At 47.5% G+C, this 20,668-nt stretch carries 16 protein-coding genes; 10 read left to right on the top strand and 6 right to left on the bottom strand.

Translation table 11 applies throughout. From position 1 onward, the window contains the following. Window positions 1–15: 15 nt before the first annotated feature. From FB479_RS18985 to FB479_RS18975, 3 genes are all read left to right on the top strand, one after another. A complete protein-coding gene (locus FB479_RS18985) occupies window positions 16–3,180 on the top strand; it encodes an ATP-binding response regulator (RefSeq protein WP_142066344.1) in 3,165 nt (1,054 codons plus the stop codon). 540 nt (window positions 3,181–3,720) lie between these two features. Further along, window positions 3,721–4,338 (top strand): TetR/AcrR family transcriptional regulator, encoded by a 618-nt coding sequence (locus FB479_RS18980; RefSeq protein ID WP_142066343.1) that lies wholly within the window; start codon window positions 3,721–3,723, stop codon window positions 4,336–4,338. A 12-nt stretch (window positions 4,339–4,350) separates the two neighbouring features. Next, window positions 4,351–4,884 carry a GNAT family N-acetyltransferase gene (locus tag FB479_RS18975; protein ID WP_088910684.1) on the top strand — a complete coding sequence of 178 codons (534 nt, stop codon included), beginning with the start codon at window positions 4,351–4,353 and terminating at the stop codon, window positions 4,882–4,884. 55 nt (window positions 4,885–4,939) lie between these two features. Here FB479_RS18975 and FB479_RS18970 read toward each other — a convergent pair whose 3' ends face one another. Together FB479_RS18970 and FB479_RS18965 are read right to left on the bottom strand one after the other, a co-directional pair. Next, a complete protein-coding gene (locus tag FB479_RS18970; protein WP_142066342.1) occupies window positions 4,940–6,685 on the bottom strand; it encodes a DUF4179 domain-containing protein in 1,746 nt (581 codons plus the stop codon). Next, window positions 6,682–7,239, bottom strand: a complete 558-nt coding sequence (locus tag FB479_RS18965; protein ID WP_142066341.1) for an RNA polymerase sigma factor — start codon at window positions 7,237–7,239, stop codon at window positions 6,682–6,684. The genes FB479_RS18970 and FB479_RS18965 overlap by 4 nt, the downstream gene beginning before the upstream one ends. A gap of 268 nt (window positions 7,240–7,507) precedes the next feature. On the opposite strand from FB479_RS18965, the gene FB479_RS18960 reads away from it, so the two are divergent. Beyond that, window positions 7,508–8,257: a metallophosphoesterase family protein gene (locus FB479_RS18960; RefSeq protein WP_142066340.1), complete on the top strand. Its 750-nt coding sequence runs from the start codon at window positions 7,508–7,510 to the stop codon at window positions 8,255–8,257. A 68-nt stretch (window positions 8,258–8,325) separates the two neighbouring features. Here FB479_RS18960 and FB479_RS18955 read toward each other — a convergent pair whose 3' ends face one another. Further along, complete coding sequence (locus FB479_RS18955; RefSeq protein ID WP_106652349.1) at window positions 8,326–9,945, bottom strand: MFS transporter; 1,620 nt, start codon at window positions 9,943–9,945, stop codon at window positions 8,326–8,328. Beyond that, window positions 9,933–10,382, bottom strand: a complete 450-nt coding sequence (locus FB479_RS18950) for a MarR family winged helix-turn-helix transcriptional regulator (RefSeq protein ID WP_255438451.1) — start codon at window positions 10,380–10,382, stop codon at window positions 9,933–9,935. The genes FB479_RS18955 and FB479_RS18950 overlap by 13 nt, the downstream gene beginning before the upstream one ends. Window positions 10,383–10,626: 244 nt before the next feature. Here FB479_RS18950 and FB479_RS18945 point away from each other — a divergent pair, with 244 nt between their 5' ends. The 3 genes from FB479_RS18945 (at window position 10,627) to FB479_RS18935 (ending at window position 13,654) form a co-directional block, all read left to right on the top strand. Then, window positions 10,627–12,348 carry an amidohydrolase gene (locus FB479_RS18945; RefSeq protein WP_142066338.1) on the top strand — a complete coding sequence of 574 codons (1,722 nt, stop codon included), beginning with the start codon at window positions 10,627–10,629 and terminating at the stop codon, window positions 12,346–12,348. A gap of 147 nt (window positions 12,349–12,495) precedes the next feature. Next, the gene (locus FB479_RS18940) at window positions 12,496–13,197 is read left to right on the top strand and encodes an MBL fold metallo-hydrolase (protein ID WP_142066337.1); all 702 of its coding nucleotides are present in this window, start codon (window positions 12,496–12,498) and stop codon (window positions 13,195–13,197) included. Continuing rightward, complete coding sequence (locus FB479_RS18935) at window positions 13,178–13,654, top strand: GNAT family N-acetyltransferase (RefSeq protein WP_106652353.1); 477 nt, start codon at window positions 13,178–13,180, stop codon at window positions 13,652–13,654. Before FB479_RS18940 ends, FB479_RS18935 begins: the two co-directional genes overlap by 20 nt. 18 nt (window positions 13,655–13,672) lie before the next feature. On the opposite strand, the gene FB479_RS18930 is transcribed toward FB479_RS18935, so the two are convergent. Both FB479_RS18930 and FB479_RS18925 read right to left on the bottom strand, forming a co-directional pair. Then, on the bottom strand, window positions 13,673–14,386 hold the full coding sequence (locus FB479_RS18930) for a response regulator transcription factor (protein ID WP_142066336.1): 714 nt from the start codon (window positions 14,384–14,386) through the stop codon (window positions 13,673–13,675). A gap of 35 nt (window positions 14,387–14,421) precedes the next feature. Next, window positions 14,422–15,585 carry a sensor histidine kinase gene (locus FB479_RS18925; RefSeq protein ID WP_142066335.1) on the bottom strand — a complete coding sequence of 388 codons (1,164 nt, stop codon included), beginning with the start codon at window positions 15,583–15,585 and terminating at the stop codon, window positions 14,422–14,424. Between the two features lie 227 nt (window positions 15,586–15,812). Between FB479_RS18925 and FB479_RS18920 the strand changes: the two genes are divergently transcribed. Genes FB479_RS18920 through FB479_RS18910 form a run of 3 tightly spaced genes read left to right on the top strand, consistent with a single transcriptional unit; the run spans window position 15,813 to window position 20,616 of the window. Further along, the gene (locus tag FB479_RS18920) at window positions 15,813–16,196 is read left to right on the top strand and encodes a MarR family winged helix-turn-helix transcriptional regulator (protein WP_142066334.1); all 384 of its coding nucleotides are present in this window, start codon (window positions 15,813–15,815) and stop codon (window positions 16,194–16,196) included. A 38-nt stretch (window positions 16,197–16,234) separates the two neighbouring features. Beyond that, a complete protein-coding gene (locus FB479_RS18915; RefSeq protein WP_142066333.1) occupies window positions 16,235–19,366 on the top strand; it encodes an efflux RND transporter permease subunit in 3,132 nt (1,043 codons plus the stop codon). A 20-nt stretch (window positions 19,367–19,386) separates the two neighbouring features. Further along, a complete protein-coding gene (locus tag FB479_RS18910; protein ID WP_142066332.1) occupies window positions 19,387–20,616 on the top strand; it encodes an efflux RND transporter periplasmic adaptor subunit in 1,230 nt (409 codons plus the stop codon). Window positions 20,617–20,668: the final 52 nt, after the last annotated feature.

Here is a 20,668-nt window from a genome sequence, read left to right as displayed (position 1 = left end):
GAAGTATGTCGAAAGATGCATACTATGATAAAGCGAAGCAACCATAATCGGAGTCATTCAAAAGCACTCATAAGTAAGTATCTTTTGATTCTTCTCTTGTTTTTAGCATTTCTACTAGGGCTTCGGATGTTCTGGTTTTCGTTTCATGCGCTTCCAGAGCATCCGCCTGTGGTTCAAGGGGTTCTTGATATGCGCGGGTGGGACTTTGAAAATTCCCCGTCTATTTCACTGGACGGGGAGTGGGAGTTTTTTCCTGATTCTTTGATCACACATAAAGATTTCCAGCAATCATTGAATTACGAACGACAATACGTTCAAGTACCTGGCAATTGGAGCAGCGCTTTTTCCAAGGACTCTCCGTCATCGCTTGGCTATGGAACATACCGTTTACGGATCTTGGTCGATCAACCGCTACATCAGCCATACACCTTATGGTTACCGCAAGTGGAGGCATCTTCTACCGTAGAGGTTAACGGAGAGATTTTGGCCAGAATCGGAATGCCTGCGGCAACAGCGGAAGCGTACACGCCGCGGAAGTCATCCTTCACGGTTACGTACGTTGCAGGTGATGCAAAGGTCATTGAAGTGCTTGTCCGAACGGCCAACTTTCATAATCCAATAGAGGGGGGCATCGTCAGATCGATTTACTTCGGGTCGCAGGCCGCTATTGACACCGATCGTTGGTATTCTATCGGCTTCCAGATGACAACCTTCCTCATTTTATCGCTACATGGCTTGTATGCCGGCATCCTGTACATATTGAATGCCCGTCACAAAGAGTTTCTGGTGTTTTTGCTGTTGCTATCCTGCGTGGGGATAAAGACTGTATCTGATTATGACAACCTGCTGTTGCTTTGGCTCCCCATCGATTATACATGGGCAATCAAGGTAGAAGTGCTCGCCTACATATGGCAGCCTTTGCTGATGATCGTATTGGTGAGAAGCCTGACGGAACAGGGGGAGAAAGAATATACAAAACCGTTCAGCGCGTATCTTTCCATACTCAGTCTTTATTCGGCAGTCATCGTACTGGGAACGGCACAATGGGTGTATATATTAGCTGGAACGCCATTTTTAGTCATGATTTATTTTGGCCCGTTGCTATTGTTTATTTTCAGAATCAGCCGCATGCTCATGCAAAACAAGCATGACGCTGTGTTTTTGCTTATTGCTGCAACGAGTATTTTTTCCAATGTCATATGGTCCGCAATCGTGGAATATCAAGTCATCGATATCAAGTACGTATTTTATCCGCTCGACCTGATTGCTGCTCTTGTCAGTTTTTCTGCGTATTGGTTCAAGCGATTCTTTCGCAATGCAGAGGAAAAGGCAAAGCTAACGGAGCAATTGAAAGAAGCGGACAAGCTCAAAGACCAGTTTCTCGCCCATACCTCGCACGAACTGAGAACGCCATTGCATGGCATCATGAATATCGCCCAGACCGTCGTCAACAATGAAAAGCATGTCATGGGTGGTCGCAGCACGCAGGACATGGAGCTGTTAATCACGATCAGCCGCAGAATGTCGCATTTACTGGACGATTTGCTAGATGTCGTACGGTTGCAGGACAAGCATATCGTGTTGCAGAAGAAGCCTTTGCATATTCAATCGGTTGTTTCCGGTATCATCGGCATGCTCACTTACATGGTAGAAGGCAAGCCTGTTCAACTGAAAATGGATATACCAGAGTCCATCCCGCCCATCTTGGCAGATGAGAAGCGGCTCGTCCAGATTCTATTCAATCTTGTTCACAACGCACTGAAGTTCACGGAAGAAGGATCTGTCGTCGTTTCCGCTGACATCGTAGACGAACAGTTGGCGATCTATGTATCAGATACAGGAATCGGGATGGATGAGCATACCAAGTCACGTATATTTTTGCCATATGAGCAGGGAGCTCAAGCAACGAACAGTGGTGGAGGAATCGGCCTCGGTCTTGCTATTTGTACACAGCTGGTCGAGCTGCATGATAGCGAGCTGAGAGTCGACTCTGAACCGGGCAAAGGATCGGTATTTAGCTTCTCGCTGCCCGTGGTTAGTACAGATGAGATGGAAGCAGCAGAGAGCCAATATGCGGAGCAGATAGATAAGCGCAATCAAGTGAAGGCTATCAACCAGATGAGGCATAGTGAAGCGCCAGATATCTTGGCTTTTCAGCAAACGGCTGCACATGCGTTTGTAGAAAGAAAGGCGAAAATATTAGCGATCGATGACGACCCGGTTAACTTAAGGGTGCTGGATCGAATGCTCTCATCCTCGCATTATCAAATCACTACGTGCACATCGCCAAAAGACGCGCTCGATCTGCTTTTTACAGAGCAGTGGGATTTGCTTATCATCGATGTCATGATGCCTCATATGTCGGGCTATGAGCTGACGCAAAAGGTCAGGGAGCACTTCTCCGTTTCAGAGCTTCCGATCTTGCTCTTAACGGCGCGCAGCCAGTCTGAGGATGTATACACCGGGTATTTGTCTGGTGCGAATGACTATGTATGCAAACCAGTCGATGGCATGGAGCTAAAATATCGTGTCTGGTCGTTGACGATGCTCAAGCAAACGGTCGATGAACGACTGCGCATGGAGGCTGCCTACTTGCAGGCGCAGATTCACCCGCACTTCTTGTTCAACACACTTAGCTCGATTATGGCGTTGAGCGACATTGATACAGAGAAGATGCGTAAACTCGGGGATGCGTTTACCGCCTTCTTGCATATCAGCTTTGACTTTTTGAATACAGGAAAACAAGTTGCACTCTCCCATGAGCTGGAGCTCGTCCAAGCGTATCTTTACATTGAAAAAGAAAGGTTTGGGGAGCGATTAACGATCGAATGGGATGCTGAATCGGGTATCGATCTTCTGATCCCGCCGCTTACCATTCAGCCGTTGGTTGAGAATGCAATTAATCATGGTCTTCTAACTCGATTAGAGGGAGGAACGCTTCATATCCGCATCGTCCGGCAAAAGAATGCCACCCTTTTTGAGGTGAAGGATGACGGTGTCGGAATGGAGGAGGAGACTGTGCGGCAAATTCTCGATTTGTCGAAGAAGGAAAGAGGCGGAATCGGGGTGTCCAACACGAATCGAAGACTGACGCAAATGTACGGGAAGGGCTTGTCTATCACGAGCAAGCCAGGCGAAGGAACAACGGTTTCCTTTGTCATACCGGATCGGACGCAATAGAGTGAGTTGCTGTTTTAGCACCCTGGATCACTGTTACTGGTGAAGCAGGGTGCTTTTTTGCGTTTTCTATACCTAAATACGCTGTTCACCGGCCCCTACATTCTGCGGAGTTACAATAGTTGCAGTCATAGTCACCATATCGCTTACCATATATGGCACATCTACTACAATGGTAACAACAAAAAGCCCCACTCGGATTATTCGGATTCAACTCATTACATTCATCTCTCAGATGATTGCTTAGGTCTCGACGACGTTCCAGATAAGGTCCATATTGTATCAAACGTCTAAAGACTTTCTTCAGATCCTTCGATTTTTTTCTTTTCAAGAATGCCCTCATCCTTTCATGACAATCTAACACAGAATATGCCATGGTTTTTTCATTGATTGGACATTGCGGCGACTTCCATTGAAAGTTGGGGTGAAAATTGTGGGAAAATCATGAGGAGTTGAAAACGACATTAGTGTCGTTTATAATTATCTCACCAACAAAAACGACATCTTTGTATATTTTGTTCAAAGGAGGTAGGTTCAACCCCCATGGCCCCAAAAGTAAGCGACGAATACAAAACCAAAAAGAAAATCGAACTGCTGCAAGCGGCAAAACGAGTGTTCATCACAAAAGGCTATACACGGGCCACCATGCAAGACGTAATGGACGAGGCTGGTGTATCGCGGGGAGCCTTGTACGCCTACTTTGATAACCTGGAGCACTTATATTTGGAGCTGCTGCAATTCGAGGATCAACAGGATGTACAGTTTTTCGCGCCTGTTGCTGGCGAAACGTCTTGGCAGCAAATCAACAAATGGGTCTACAAACAGCAAGCCGAGATCGAGAAAATCGAACAAACACTGTCCCAAGCCAACTCAGAATTTTTCCTGTCACTGAAAGATCAACAAAAGCAACAAAGCTATCCATACATCACGACTCGCTATGAAAAAATGGTCGATGTGTTGGCAGCTTTCTTCGCGCATGGGACAGCGACAGGTGAGTTCAAGCCACAGCTTCCACCCGAGGCGATCGCTCGCTATCTCATCTCGGTTATCGATGGACTGATGCTGGATGCCGCGCATTTGGGCCCAGAGAAAACGAAGGTGTCTGTGCAGATGGAAGCACTGTTGTTTTCATTGAGAGCGATGCTGGGACCAGTTCAATAAGGAGGAGGAAGAATGTTGTTTCAATCAGAGAGAATCTATCTGAGAAAAATGACGGGGGAGGATGTGGACGTCTACCACACGTGGAGAAATGACGTGGAAGTCATGCGGACAACGAGCCCGTCCATGGATGTCTTTACGTGGGACGATACGAACGGGTTTGTGAATCAGGTCATCCTGCATGCGAGCTCCTCGAAGAGCTACATGATCGTAGACAGCCAAACCAATCGACCGATCGGGATAACCTCCCTCATCCAAATCGACCTGAAAAACCGCAATGCGGAATGTATCATCGATATTGGGGAGAAAGAGTATTGGGGAAAGGGGTATGGAGGAGAAGCGCTGAAGCTGCTGCTGGATTATGCGTTCTTGGAAATGAACTTGCATCGGGTATCGCTTCGCGTCTTTTCCTTTAACGAAAAGGCGATCAAGCTGTATGAGAAGCTCGGTTTCAAGCAAGAGGGGATCTCGCGGCAGTTTTTGTTTCGCGAGGGAAAATGGCATGATCTCGTGCACATGGGGATTTTGCAGCAGGAATATATCTCGTGAAAAGAAAGGCTGGCGGTACGAAGGGTACCACCAGCTTTTTGCGTATGAAGAGCTCTTATTTTCCGGCGTAAATCGGTACTTCCCACTCTACATTTTTGTGTTCAACCATGCGTTTCTCGGAAGTAATGATCAGTTGTTTAGGCAGGGATGTGAGGTTTTCCAAGAAGATGGAACCGCCAAAAATCGCCCGGCCATTTTCATACTCAGTCTTGTCGATCAAGTAGTTGGCGTCTTCGTACTTTTTCCCAGCCTCGTCTGTAATGGTCCAGTATTGATAGGGACCCATAGCTGCAGTATCTGGAGAGAGAGTTGCCTCGAATGTCAGGTGGTAGCCCTCCACTTTGGTGGTAGACCCATCGTCATTTACGCGGTGATACCCGTCATAGCCTTCAAAATCAACGACCGCGTTTGGATCCTTTTGATATTTTTTGAAAGTAAACTGATCTCCCTGGTCTTCCGCTGTGATGACTTCTTTCTTCTCGAGGCGATTGGTGTCCAATTTCGCGTTCAGCTCAGCGGCTTCCTCTGTATATACAGACCCGAGCTTGAAGGTGAGATTTTGGCTTTCGTCGATTGGATAGAAGTAATGGAAGTCTCTTGCTCCACTTTTGGTGGATTGGGTATGTTCCCATTTCACATCATTGATCAAATTGTTTCGTTTGCTGGCTTCATGAATAATCGAAGTCGAATCCCAAGCAGCTACCACTTTGCCCTTTTCGTCTACCAGCTCATAGCTGTATGCGTTTTTCTCGCTAGGAGCAAGGGTTCGATCAATGACCATCTCCACTCCGCTTGGCGCAAACGTAATCTGTTTGACGTTCAGTTTGAGTCCTTGCGGGGTCGTGTAGGCTTTGTTAATTTCATGCGTCTTCATTGCAGCTTTTGCTTTTTTCATATCTACAGGTACGGACAGATTCCAATTCCCCTTGATGTCGTCTAATTGCTTGATGTTAAACTCTACGATCAGCTCGTCTGGAACCTTGCTTATATCATCAAAATAGCTTCGCAGCTCGCGATCCAAGTTCATGACACCTTGTTCGGCATACATGGAAACGTGCCAAGGCTTGTTGGGGTATTGAGCATTTTTTTCCTCAGAGGGTGTAAGGATGTTCCCTTGTTTGTCTTTAATGGTGATAAGTGGCTCTCTGATAGATCTACTCACCATTTCCGACATGAAGCTGTCTAATGCCTTGCCGTTCTTGTCTTTTAAAGAAGCTGCTATGCTAATACGCAACGGGTCAGCGACCACTTCATGCACGGTAAAAGTGAGGCCTTGATCTGTCGCACTTACATCAACGGACTGAGCAAACCCATTCTTGGCTGCTTGAGCAATTCCTTTGTCCGCTATTTGTTGCAAAAAGCTGTTGTTCACAGGCGCTACAGGCTCAGTCTTGGCGAGCGGGTTGTTGGTAAAAGCGGCATTGACATATCCAGCAAAGGTTGGGGAGATCAGCATTCCTCCCGAAACAACGATGGTTAATGCAGCGGCGGCTATACTCATTCTTTTCATGATGGTGATACTCCTTTTTTTCCACGATGGTGGTTGGTGTGAAGGGGTAGCAGGGTTTAATACTCTCACGGGATGAGGGGAGAGCATCTGAATAATCTTTTGATCCATATTTGCTGAGAGGGAGTTTTCCCACATTGGTTCTTCCGTTTGGTGCAGCTCATCGATCCATTGCTCCAGCTGGTGCTGGCAGTTTGAGCAATGCTCGAGATGATTTTCGATATTTCTTTTGTTCACTGGTGATAAACGATCTTCCATGTAGGCGATCAGCTGTCTTTGCGTAAGGCAATTCAAAGTGGGGTACCCCCTTTTTTCTCCGGCTTGCTTAGCTGGTCTCGCAGCTTTTTCCTGGCATAGGAAAGGCGCATTCTTACGGTATCTACGGACAAAGATAGTTTGTTGCCAATCTCCCGGTAGCTTAACTGCTGGAGATAATGCAGATCGAGAATCTTCCTGTAGTCCTTGCCCAGTGCCATCATCTGCTGTCGCAGCGCCTGTTGCTGTTCTTTTACCAGATAATCTTCCTCCGGGATCGGACACTCGTCTTTTACCTCGAGATCCATCTCTGTTACAGAGGGCATCCGCTTTCGCTTCCGCAGCTCGTCAATTCCGCGATTAATTGCGATCCGATACAGCCAGGCAGAGAAGGAATAGTTGGGCTTGTAATCTGGCAGACTGTAGTACGCCTTGATAAAAACCTCCTGCACCATGTCCTCGGCATCATGAGCATGGTGGAGTGTGCGCCCAAGAATCGAAGCGACTTTTCCCTTGTATTTATTGACGATCAGAGCATAAGCCTCTTTATTTCCTTGAAGAACCTCCGCAATGACCTCTCGATCGTCCTGCATGTTTGTTACCTCCTTGCAAAAAGGTGCTGCGCAGCTTTCCTTTTTGGTGTTCATTACTATAGACGATGAGAAGGAGAAACCCCTCTCAAACTTTTTTTATGAAAATGCAAATTTGTACAGGAAGAGGATGCCCCGCTGTACATAAAGAAGGGCATCCTCTTGGATTGCATGTATGCTGTCATTATAAGTTTGGAGCAGGAAATCTACATAATTTTGCGGTAATACTATAAGAATACATGCTTTCGAATTCGTAAAGGAGTAAACGACCTTGAACCCTATCAACCATGCTATCGCGGTGATCTCCGACATACACAGCAACGCCTATGCATTGGAAGCAGTGCTGCGCGACATTGATTCCCGCGGCATTCAAACCATTGTGAATTTGGGCGACACCTTATTTGGACCGCTTGATCCGATCAAGACGGCAGAGCTCTTAATGGAGCGATCTCATATCACCCACATCATGGGTAATTGTGACAGATATTTACTGGAAGAGCAAATGGAGTCCATCACCTTCGAATACGTGAAGCCACTGCTGACACAAGAAATGCTCAGCTGGATCGGGTCATTCCAAAAGCAGTGGACGTATGACGATCTGTTGTTTTGCCATGGAACTCCTTTTGCTGATGATGTGTATTTATTGGAGAGTGTGGCTCCGTACGGGATTGACGAGAAAAGCCCAAACGCTTTGATGATCGAGCTGACAGGCATCCAGCAGAAAGTCATTTTTTGCGGACACTCTCATGTGCCCAAATCTGTATGGCTCCCAGATGGCAAGCTCGTGGTAAACCCGGGGAGTGTCGGGCTGCCAGCGTATTTTGAGGAAGCGCCGTACCCGCATTCGATGGAATCGAAGACGCCCCATGCCAAGTACGTCACGGTAAAACAACAAGGCGGCTCGTGGCTTGTGGAGCATGTATTGGTTCCGTATGACTTCGAGCAGGCAGCCAGAAAAGCAGAGGAAAACGGGCGCAGAGACTATGCGTATGCGATCCGAACGGGAAGAGCGGAGCTGTAGTATGTCGATCTGTGCATTCATACACCATGAAAAAAAGGAAGAGGACAAGTGCCTCTTCCTTTCCCTTTTTACGCCTTTCCTGCTTCGCCCTCCGGCTTTTTCCCCATGTCCTTCCCACTACGCAGTGGAATTTCCTTCAGGAACAGCGCGATGATGACAGCGACACCCGCTACAATCGCCCCAGTCAAAAACGTAGTCGTAATCCCATAGCTCATCGCTTCCCGGATCATATCCAGCATGTGAGTAAACAGAGGCTGCAGATCCGGTGGCAGACTAGCCAGCGTGGCTTCAATTTTCGGCTGATCCAACAAATTTTGCGGATTCGTAAAGAGCGACAGCTTCTCTGCCAGAGCAGGGTCGGCTGCTGCGGGATTGTTCCCTTGGCCCATGGCTCCCGACAGTTGCGTCATTTTCGCAGACATGCTGGCACTCATGACGGTTCCCATGACAGCAATTCCAATGGTCCCACCGAGGTTGCGGAAGAGCTGCGATGTTGCTGTAGCGACACCTAGTTGCTGTGGTGCGACTGCATTTTGCACCGTCAAGGAGAAGACTGGCATCGCAATCCCGATCCCCAATCCAAGAATGATCATGTAGATCACGAGCAAGTAAATCGGTGTAGCTGGGGACATGAAATACATCAGCACCATGCCCAAGGTCATGACGAGAAGTCCGCCCAGTGCCATCTTTTTATATTTTCCCGTCTTGGTCATGATTTGTCCGGCGAGTGCGGAGGTCGCGAGCAAGGCAATCGACATCGGCATCGCCACGTAACCAGCCATCGTCGGAGAGATGCCTTTGACCCCTTGGACAAAGAACGGCACATAAATGATTGCGCCCATCATCCCCGCGTTGAGGAAGAATCCGACCAGATTGGAGACAGTAAAAATACTGTTTTTGAACAAACCCAGCGGAAGTACAGGCGTTTTTACTTTCATCTCAATCATAATAAACACGATCAACGAAACGATGGTGGCGGCAAACAAACCAATGATTTGCCACGAGCCCCAAGCGTATTTGCCCGGACCATTACCCGCCCATGAGAAGGCGAGCAGCATCGGTACGATGGTGAGCGTCAGGAACAGCGAGCCGAAGTAGTCGACAGACTCTCCTTCTTGCTTCGGTACCTTCGGGAAATGAATCATGATCAACAGAAAGGCAATTACGCCAATCGGCAAGAAGATCCAGAACACCCAGTGCCAGTCGAGATGGTCGACGATATAGCCGCCCATCAGAGGACCGAGCACACTGGAAACTCCGAAGACGGCACTCATGACTCCGCCCCATTTTGCGCGCTCGCGAGGTTCGTACAGATCACCCATGGCGGTAAAAGCAGTGGACATGATGATCCCGGCACCCGCCCCTTGAATGCCACGATACGTAATCAGTTGAAAAATATCGGTGGAAAACCCGGATAACAAGGCCCCGATACTAAACAATCCGATACCCGTCAAAATAAATGGTTTTCTTCCATAGATATCGGAGAGCTTCCCAACCAGCACAGAAGCGACAGTTGAGGTCAGCAAATAAATCGTAATCGCCCACGAATAGTAATCCATGCCACCCAGCTTTGAGATAATACGCGGCATGGCAACCCCGATAATAGTCTGGTTGATCGCAGCGAAAAACATGGCTGTAATAATCGCGATCATGATCGTCACTTTCTTTTTCTCTGTCAGTTGTTGCAATCTTGATGCTCCTCTCTTTGTTGCTCTATATTCTTCAGAACCTGGTGATAGATGCGGACTAAGTGTTGCTTGTCTTCATCAGATACGCCTGCAAAAAACTGTTCAATCGTGCTCCTCACCACGGCTTTGTATTGCCGCAGGATGTCTTTTCCTTGATCGGTTATGTCCAGTTGCACGACGCGGCGATCCGTACTGTCACGGTTTCTCGTGGCATAGCCGCAAGCAATCAATTTATCAGCGAGACTCGTAACGGCTCCGGGGGTAATATTCATACGTTCTGCAATAGAAGATGCCTTCTGCGGACCGTTCATATCTAGAATTCGCAAAAGCATGGCTTGTGATCCTGACACGAGCGGGTCTAGACGCTTGTGTGACTCAGCCGAAATTTTTCGTTGGAGTTGTATATAAAGTTCTTCAAAATTGACTTGGCTTTGCATAGTACCCTCTCCTGTTTTTATTGCTTAATTATATATGGAGTTAAATGTTTACCCCCTAAAACAATTATGAGTATACATCGACTCATGGAGGAGAGTCAAATTAACCTTTTACCAATTTGACCAATTCAGGTGGTCATTATGTGATCGATTTCGACCGGATTTCATGGAATTTTCAGAGTTGCGATGCTACAATCAGTTTTGGCATTCTTTTCATCTTAGATAAATAGATAGGTGGGATTTTAACGTGTTTGGGAAAAAATTAACCAGCGCATTGCTAGCCACAGCGCTGATGAGCCCGATGTCTGCTTTTGCCGCGCAAGGGACGAAACAGCCAGCAGATGTCGTGTTAACCAACGGCGCGGTCTACACAGTGGACATAAAGAACAGCTGGGCAGAGGCAGTGGCCATTCGCGGTGATGAAATCGTCTTTGTCGGCGCAGATGAATATGCGAAAGCACACATCGGCAAGGATACGAAAGTAATCGATCTGAAAGGCCAAATGGTGTTGCCGGGCTTTATTGACAGCCATACGCATGCGAGCAAAACGACGGGACTTATTTACTCCATTGATTTGTTTGACGGAGGCTCTGTCGAGGAATATGTTGCGACCATCGCGAAATTCGTAAAAGAGCATCCAAACGAACCAACACTGCAAGGACGCGGCTGGAGCAATCCGGTAGTGCCTGGCATCGGTCCTCGCAAGGAAGTATTGGATAAAATCGTTCCAACGACGCCAATCGCGCTGACCTCGGATGATGGACATTCATTGTGGGTGAACTCGGCAGCATTGAAGCTGGCCGGAATCAAGAAGGACACGCCAAACCCTGAGGGCGGCATTATCGAGCGGGATCCGAAAACAGGAGAACCATCTGGAACGTTGCGTGAAAGCGCAATGGATCTGGTGCTGGCAAAAATCGGCGGATACACCGTACAGCAATACAAATCCGGAATTGAAGCCTACCAAGAAAAAGCGGTTGAACGCGGTGTAACTACAGTGCGCGACCCGGATATGCTGCGCTATCCGAACGTACTGGAAGCATACGAGGAGCTCGCGAAAGAAGACAAGCTGACCATCCGCTTCCGCAATGCATTGACAGCGAATCCGGAAAAAGGACCTGAGCAGGTCGCAGAATTCGTAAAAATCCGTGAGCGCAATCAAAACCCGCTATTCCAGGTGAACGCTGTCAAAATCTTCTTGGATGGTGTCGTAGAAGGCGCCACAGCTTACTTGGAAAAGCCGTATGCCCATAAGGAAACAAACGGAGAATTAATCTGGAAGCAAGAGGTTTACAATCAAACAGCTGCCGCAGTAGACAAGGCAGGCTTCCAATTGCACGTCCATTCCATCGGGGACGCTTCTACCCGTATTGCACTGGACGGTATGGAGCTCGCTGAAAAACAAAATGGCAAGCATGATGCTCGCCACTCGCTCGTTCACTTGCAACTGGTCAATGAAACAGATATCGAGCGCTTCAAAAAGCTGGGTGCAGTCGGAATCGTGCAGCCGTTCTGGTTTATGCAGGAAGAGGGCTACTACGATGAGATCGAAGTACCGTACTTGGGTCGCGAACGCGCAGAAAAAGAATACCCGATGAAGAGCTTTCTGAATAAAGGGGTGCATGTAGCTTCTTCGTCTGACTACATCGTAACGCCAGAATTCAATCCATCGCACGGCATTCAACAAGGGATTACCCGGATCGAGGACGGTGTAACCGATCCGAGCAAAATTGCCAACCCGGACGAGCGTGCGACGCTTGCGGAAATGATCGCCAGCTTCACGATTGATGGTGCTTACGCCAACCACGTGGACGACATCACAGGCTCGATCGAAGTAGGCAAGAAGGCAGATCTCATCGTGCTCGATAAAAACTTGTTTAAAATTCCGGCCACTCAAATCAAGGATGCGAAAGTCGTGCTGACCTTGGTTGAAGGGAAGGAAGTCTATCGTCAAAAGGAAGCAAAATAAGAGGGGAAAATGGTCGTCCATTGCGATGACCATTTTTTTTGTGAGCAAACGAATCTGCTGACAGAGTAGGTCGGGAAAGGATTCTAGTCTGCCTTTGAGGAATAATTCATACGATTCAAATTCGAGCAAATGCTGGAGGTGTCCGATTTGACCCAAACAGAAGGAATTAAAACGATCAAACTGGAGATGAACGTAGGAGGCAATCCATTTGTCGTCCACACCGCAGTGCTATGGGATGAGAATGAAGCCATTCTTGTGGATACAGGCATCCCTGGACAATTGGAGCTGATTCAGAACGTACTGGCGCAAGAAGCGATTCCTTTTGAAAAATTGACGAAAATCATCATTACCCATCAAGACCGGGATCATATCGGCAGCTTGCCTGAAATGATAGCAGCAGCGGAAGGAAGCGTACAGGTGGTTGCTCACGAGGTAGCGATTCCGTATCTGGCTGGAGAAACACCTTTAATTAAAAGCGGGCTACTGGCTCCTCCGGTAAAAGTGGATCATGCCGTACAGGATGGCGATGTTCTCCCTTACTGTGGCGGTATCCAGGTGATTTATACCCCCGGTCATTCCCCAGATCACATCTCTTTGTATCATATTCCGAGCAAGACGTTGATTTCAGGTGACGCCCTCACAGCACAAGATGGGGTAGTGATGCCTTTCAATCCCGAATTCACGCCAGATCAAACGACAGCTCTGCAATCGATCCGCAAACTGCTCGCGTTCGACATAGAGACTGTGATTGCCTATCATGGTGGTGTTTGTACAGGGGGTATCAAACAACGTCTATCGGATATCGTAGAAAAGGAGGGCATGGACTCAAATGAACATCCGCAGAGCTAAAGGACAAGAAGCAAGTGAACTGAGCGAGCTAGCGTATCGCTCCAAAGCTTATTGGGGATACAGTGATGAATTCATGGAGTCCTGTCGTGACGACCTGACGCTATCACCTGCGTATATCGAGACGCATGAAGTATATGTGTTAGAGGATGAGGGCAGCATCAAAGGCTTCATGAGTCTGGAAAAGGATGCAGAGCAAGAGCAATGGCTATTAGGCTTTTTGTTCATGGAACCAGAGGCAGTTGGAAAAGGTTACGGAAAGGCTCTGTGGCAGCATATGGTGGAGGTGGCACAAAAGCTGGATATCCCAGTCATCACCATCCACAGCGACCCGTACGCAGAACCGTTTTACTTGTCGAGAGGGGCAAAGCGAGTAGGAGAAATCGTGTCTACCGTTTTCCCAGGCAGAAAATTGCCGTTGTTGGAAGTGGAGATCGGAAAGGTACGGGGTGTGGAATAGCTGCAGTCTATTCCTACATTACTTCACGATTTTATACCGGATCGCCTTGGCAACTGCCTGTGTACGATCTTCTACGCCCATTTTCTGCAAAATCCGATGGATATGCGTCTTGACGGTTCCCCCTGAGATAAGCAAATGCTGCGCAATTTGATCGTTCCGTTTGCCGTAGGATAGCTGCTCAAGTACGTCCCGCTCTCGATCGGTCAACTGATCCAACATGACAAGAGGGGGAAGAGCAGAGTCAGCATCAGAGTCAGGATGAGAGGCAGACTCGTGATTCTTTTGTTGAAACTGTAGCGCATCCGCTAGAGCCTTGGCAGCTGTAGCCGTGTAGAACAGTGCCTCTCCCTGATGGGCCCTGCGAATGAGGTCCAACATATCCTGTGAATCGGAATCCTTTAGCATGTAGCCGACAGCACCTGCGCGAATACCGTCTACGATGTAATCGTACGTGTCAAATGTTGTGAGGATTAACACTTTTATCGAAGGATGGAGTCGAGTGATTTCTCGGGTTGCATCGATTCCTGACATATTCGGCATTTGTACATCCATTAAGACGACATCAGGAATGATTTCTCCTACGATCTTCACGGCTTCTTCTCCATTGGAAGCCTCCCCGCTTACTTCCATATCCTTCTGCATTTTTATGACATACCCCAATCCTTGACGGATCATCGTTTGGTCATCGACCAGGACCACACGAATGGTCTCTTTTTTGTTTTGATTTACCATGCTGGCATTCCTCCGTATATATCGTGATTTGCTTATCAAAGCGGAAAGCTGATGTCAATTTGAAAGCCGTGGGGCTCTCGAATGGAATAGGAAAGGTCTCCGTTTAATTGCTTGGTTTGTTCTGCGATACCTGTTAAACCAGAGCCCAGTTTGATTTGATGATGATTCGTAATATTCCCATTGTCCCAAATAGCCAGGAATAGGTAGTTATGCTTTTTTTCAATCGTGATGAAAATCTCTGTTGCATCAGAATGCCGAATGGAATTGGTAATAGCTTCTTGGAGAATCCGGTAAAGCGTAATGGTCATCTGCTGTGATAGAGGAATATCTGGATTGGGACTGATCAGCTGCATTTTGATGTCGGTATGCTGTTGGGCTCGTGATAAGAGTATACGCAGCGGTGTGATTCCCAGAGAGGATTTGTCAGCAGCCAATGTATGCACAGACGAGCGTATATCATCGAGGCTTTGCTTGGATACCGTAAGCATGTCTCGGACAGCCTCCTGTGCGTCACTCGGTCCTCCTTGCAGCATGTATTTCAAAGCATTCAATTGAACGATTAACGATGTGAGACTGTGTCCCAAGGCGTCGTGAACATCGCGGGCGATTCTGGTCCTCTCCTCGAGGACAGCGGCACGAAGTGTATTCACAGAGGCTGCTTGAAGTTCAGAATGAGCTTCCTGGAGTTCAACATGCGCCTCTTGCAATTGTTTAAGATGCTGCTGGCTCGATTCCTTTGCTTGATTTTGAAGAGATAATCCTCGTGCGCCGATATACCATCCGATATAGGCCACGATATAGCCTATTACCTCCTCAAAAATATAGTCTCCATGAAAGTACATGAAAGAAAAGGAGCATGCGCCAAAAAAAGTCGCATAGTACAATGCTCGGCGTTCGAGAATGTGATATCCAATAAAAGCTACCAATGGCAAGGATAGACCGATCTCTTCTCCTACATATAGAACTTTTATAAATGACACGGTACCAAGAACGATAATGGCGATGTCTTTTTGAAAAGGTTTCCAATTTTGTTTGGGCCTGAGAAACATCATCAGGAAGCAGAAGATGATGATCAGAGAGATGATAAAGGGAATGGTGGGTTCATGCAAGTAAGCAGTTGGAATGAGAAAAAATGAGATCAATACAAAAAAACAAATGAGCAGAAAACGGGAGCGTAAAGATGCAGTTGAAGCGTTCAAGAAGACAACCTCCTTTCTTGGAATACATACCCATTATAGTTTCATTTTAGCATGCGCTGTCGTCTATCTCCGGGTGTACGGTCTTCTATCTCTGGATAGATAAAATCAAAATCCAGAAATTAACTATCCGATAGACTTCGGGGACGAATCGTATAAGTACAATGTGATTTGTAGAGGGGAACGCCCCAAACGATAGACGAAAAATAGACAATGGGTAGGAGGCTTTTATGAACGAACTATTTCAGTTAGCGAAGATTCTACGGGATACGAGCACCGTGTTTTCCACACTTTCCATGCAAGCATTGGATTCAAGTGATATTACCTGGCAACAAGTTCTCATTCTGGAGCAAATCGCGATAAGCCCGAAAACAATGGGAGAAATCAGCAAGGCGATTGATCTTTCGTATAGTACGACCTCAGGTTTAATCAGTCGGCTGGAACAGATGAACTTGGTGCGCAGATTTCGTGATAAATCGGATCGGAGAATTGTGTGGGCAGCATTGACGGAGCGTGTACCAGCGAATTGGGCGGGACAAGAAGGAAGTGCTTGTACACCTGCATCGCTGCATTCCTTGCGCGCGCTTATTTTGGAAAAAGAAATACTGAGCTGATACGCTGAGCTCCCTACAAACAAAGAGGTGAGAAAATTTTGAATATATCAGAGCTGTCCATTAAACGTCCGGTCACGATGATTATGATATCCGTAGCCATCTTCATTTTTGGCTTGGTTACCTTTCCGCGCTTGGCTATTGAATTGATGCCATCGCTGACTTCTCCGGTCGCTGTAGTTGTTACCTCTGTTGAGGGGGCGGCTCCAGCTGAGGTAGAAAAGCTGGTTACTAAGCCGATCGAAAATGCATTAGGCACGGTTCCGAATTTAGACAAGGTCACATCAACCTCTGTTAATGGCTCCTCCTCGGTCATCCTCCATTTCAAGTGGGGAACAGACATGGATCAAGCCACGCTGAATATGCGAGATAAAGTAGATTTTGTCCGAGGGAGCTTGCCTGAATCAGCTGGTTCACCAAGGGTGTTAAAATTTGATCCGACAAGCCAGCCGATCATTGATTTGGCTGTAACTGGGGATCAAGATGTCAATAAACTGAAAAAAATCGCGGATGATTTGATTAAGTCTCGCTTGGAACGAATTAACGGTGTTGCTTCTGTCACTGTCACTGGTGGGCAAGAGCGAATTGTCGATATCATCGTGGACCCAGCCAAACTAGCCGCCTATGGATTGACATTGGATCAAATTAAGGCAGCACTAGCAAACAGCAATGTATCCGGATCAGCTGGTGCGATACGAGAAGGTGACGCAAAGACCAGTATTCGCGTGCAAGGGGAGTTCACCAATGTGGACACCATTGCGCTCACTCCGATCTCTGTCGGTGGGAGCTTCATCCGATTGAGTGATATTGCCAACGTAACAGACACCATCAAAGAAGTGACCGAGCTGAGCTACATTGATGGAAAGCCAAGCTTGGGAATTGCCGTGATGAAAGGCACCGGCGGCAATACGATCAAAATCGCAAAAGACGTAAAGGCTGAGCTGGAGAAGATTAATAGCACGCTTCCAGCAAATGTAGAAACCAGTATCGTTTTCGATACCTCTACATATATCCAGAGTTCCGTTGACAACACGGTAGTGCATGCTCTTGCAGGTGGTGCCATTGGCGTACTCATGCTGTTCTTCTTCTTGGGCAGTCTGTCGTCTATGCTCATTGCTGTCATTGTCCTGCCTGTATCGATCATTTCGACCTTCCTCTTGATGTATATGACAGGTCAAACAATCAACCTGATTTCCCTGGCAGGTCTCACACTCGGATTGGGATCATTAGTGGACTTCGCGGTTGTTATGCTGGAAAACATTTTCCGTCAGCGGGAACAAGGCAAGAGTATGATGGAAGCGGCATTGGTCGGTTCCAAAGAAGTAGGAACCGCGGTGATGGCATCCGCATTGGCACAAATTTGCGTATTCTTACCGATTGCGCTGACAGAGGGTATTGTTGCTGAGCTGTTCGCACCATTAGCTTTGACGGTCGTTTTCTCACACATCGCCGCCCTCGTTTTCACTTTCTTGCTGGTTCCGATGATGAGTGCTCGCATGTTAAAAACAGTACCGGAGCATACGAATCACGAAAACTATCGAGGCTTCAATCCGCTAATCTGGTTTAATATCGGTTTCCACAAAGTAGAAAAAGGCTATCAAAGGGTGCTCAAATGGGCATTGTGTCATCGAAAAACGGTGATTGGATCTGCTTTTGCCATGTTGATTGGCTCATTGATGCTAGTTCCATCTCTCGGAGCAGGATTTTTCCCAGATATGGACCAAGGATTAATCCAGGTAGAGATCAAGCTGCCAAAGGGTACCGTCTTGACGGAAACAGAAAAAGTCATGAAACAGGTAGAAGAAGTGGTCAATCAAGTGCCAGAAAAGAAATTGGTCAAGTCCTCGGTCGGGGGTGGCGACGGTATTTCAGAGAGCGGTGCATCTACTTCTCATAACGCAACGATCGAACTGCATGTAGGAGAGATTTCTACGAGACAGCGATCGACAGAGGAAATTGCTGTGGGCCTGCAAGAGCAAGTCAAGCATATTGCAGGAGCAGATATCAAGGTGAAATCCCTTTCCGGTGGTATGGGGGGCGGAGCAGCCATCTCGATTGAAATTCGCGGAGATGATCTGGACGTCTTAACGGAACTGAGCGAGATTGTGAAAGGGGAAATAGCCAAGGTACCGGGAACGATGAACGTATCTACCAGTGTTCAGGAAATGAGTCAGGAGTTCGATGTGAAGGTCAATACAGAGAAGGCGAGCTTGTACGGATTGACAACAAATGAAATCCTTTCTGCTGTGCGAACTTCCTTCCAAGGTCAAACGGTTACCCAGTATCGTACGGGCGAAGATGAAATTGATATCAATCTCAAGCTGCCGGAAGACTATAAGGAAGATATCAATTACTTGAAGAACCTGCGCATTTCCACGCCGACGGGCGCTCAAATCAGCCTCACTTCCGTAGCGACCATTAGCAAAGTCGATGTACCACCATCGATTGAGCGCAAAAACATGACGCGCGAAGTGACGGTCACAAGCGATTGGATCGGGGATAACCTGCAAGCGGCCTCGACGGAAATTACGAGTATCATCAATAAGCTGAATGTTCCGGACGGGTACACTATCGAAATGGGCGGCCAGAGCGAGGATATGGGGAATTCTTTTGTGAATTTGGGTCTCGCGATTGTCTTGTCCGTTGTGCTTGTGTACATGGTCATGGCTGCTCAGTTTGAATCACTTTTCAGTCCATTTATCATCATGTTCTCGGTTCCTCCGAGCCTTACTGGGGTCATATTGGGGCTTTTGTTTACAGGCACGCCTATTACCGTATCTGTTTTGATCGGGTACATTTTGCTGATCGGTCTGGTCGTGAACAATGCGATTGTGTTAATCGATTTGATCAATCAGTTGCGTGCAAAAGGTTGGGAGTTACATGAAGCGATTTTACATGCAGGACCTGCTCGTCTACGTCCGATTTTGATGACAACCCTCACGACGATTATGGCCATTGCTCCGCTCTCCGTTGCGGCAGGGTCTGGTCTAGAACTGCAAGCGCCTATGGCTACTACCGTCATGTATGGTTTGATTTTCTCCACCATGATCACGCTCATACTCGTACCTGTGGTTACCGTATGGTTCGACGAGATGGGGCAGAAGAGACGCAATAAACGTAAGGAAAAGCAGGAAAAGAAAACCTTTACCACTTTGGAATCGACAAATGCATGAGAAAAGAGGAGGAACGATTCATGATCATAAATAAAAGAATCGCGATTGTGGCGCTACTTTCCCTTACCTTGATCACAGGCTGCGCAAGCCAGGAAGATGCAGCGACTACTGCTGCCCCACCAGAAGAAACAGTTACCCCTGTACAGGTTGCAACGGTGGCACAAGGCGTGGTCACATCTGAGTCTGGGCTGACTGCAAAATTGGCACCGAGTGAAGAAGTCCAAATGTCACCAAAAACCAGTGGGAAAATTAAATCTCTACCCGTAAAGCTGGGTCAGCCCGTAACAAAAGGTCAATTATTGTTTACACTCGATACGAATGAGCTGTCAAACAGCGTAAGAGAACAAGAAGCAGCTCTCCGTGTGGCAAAAGCGAACTTAACCCAAGCAGGCAGCACCTCTGACCAAGGCTTGGTGGAAGCACAAAATGATTTGACGGAAGCAGAACGAGCGCTTGCTGACGCAAAACTGAATCAACAACGTAATCAGCAGCTGTTTGCTCAGGGAGCGATTGCTGCTGAGAAAATGGAAGAGGCAAATACAACGCTCACAAAAGCCCAGATTTCCTATGACAATGCAAAGCAGAAGCTGCAAAGCGCGAAACAAAAAACAGGTGTGCAAGTATCGGCAGCGAGCGTAACGGAGTCCGAGGTCAGACTGCAAAATGCTCGAGAGCAATTGGCGAATGCAACGGTTGTCTCCCCAATCGACGGATTTGTCGCAAGCGTGACCGGAGCAGTAGGGCAGATGGCAGGCCAGCAACCGATTGTGACCGTCGTCAAAACGAATCCACTTGTGGTCAAAGCGAATTTGTCCGAAGCAGATGTGACGAAAGTAAAAGTAGGAACAGGCGTCAAAGTAAACGTGCAGTCTACAGGCAAAACGATTGATGCAAAAGTAACGGCGATTAGTCCCGTCATGGATTCGCAGCTCAAAGCCTATCCAGTAGAAATCACGATTCCAAATGCTTCTAATGAATTGAAGTCCGATATGGTCGTGAATGTTACCTTCCCGCAAGGTTCAGAAGGAGCGAAGTCACTGGTCATTCCTCGCAAGGCGGTATTTGAGCGTGAAGGCAGACAATACGTATTCAAGCTGGAAGGGGAAACAGCCAAGCAAGTGGAAGTGTCGACGGGCAACTCGACAAGCGAATTGATTGAAGTAGTATCCGGCTTAGCGAATGGAGATAAAGTCGTGGTAAAAGGACAGACGCTGCTTGCGGATGGCGGCAAGGTGAGTATTCAGGAGTAAGTAGATAGGGAAGAAAAAGAGGCGGAGCAGATCCGCCTCTTTTTTGTTATAA

It is taken from the genome of Brevibacillus sp. AG162, from assembly GCF_006715575.1.
GTDB lineage: Bacteria > Bacillota > Bacilli > Brevibacillales > Brevibacillaceae > Brevibacillus > Brevibacillus brevis.
Note: the sequence above shows the minus strand (reverse complement) of the source record. Positions and strands in the feature narration are given on the sequence as shown.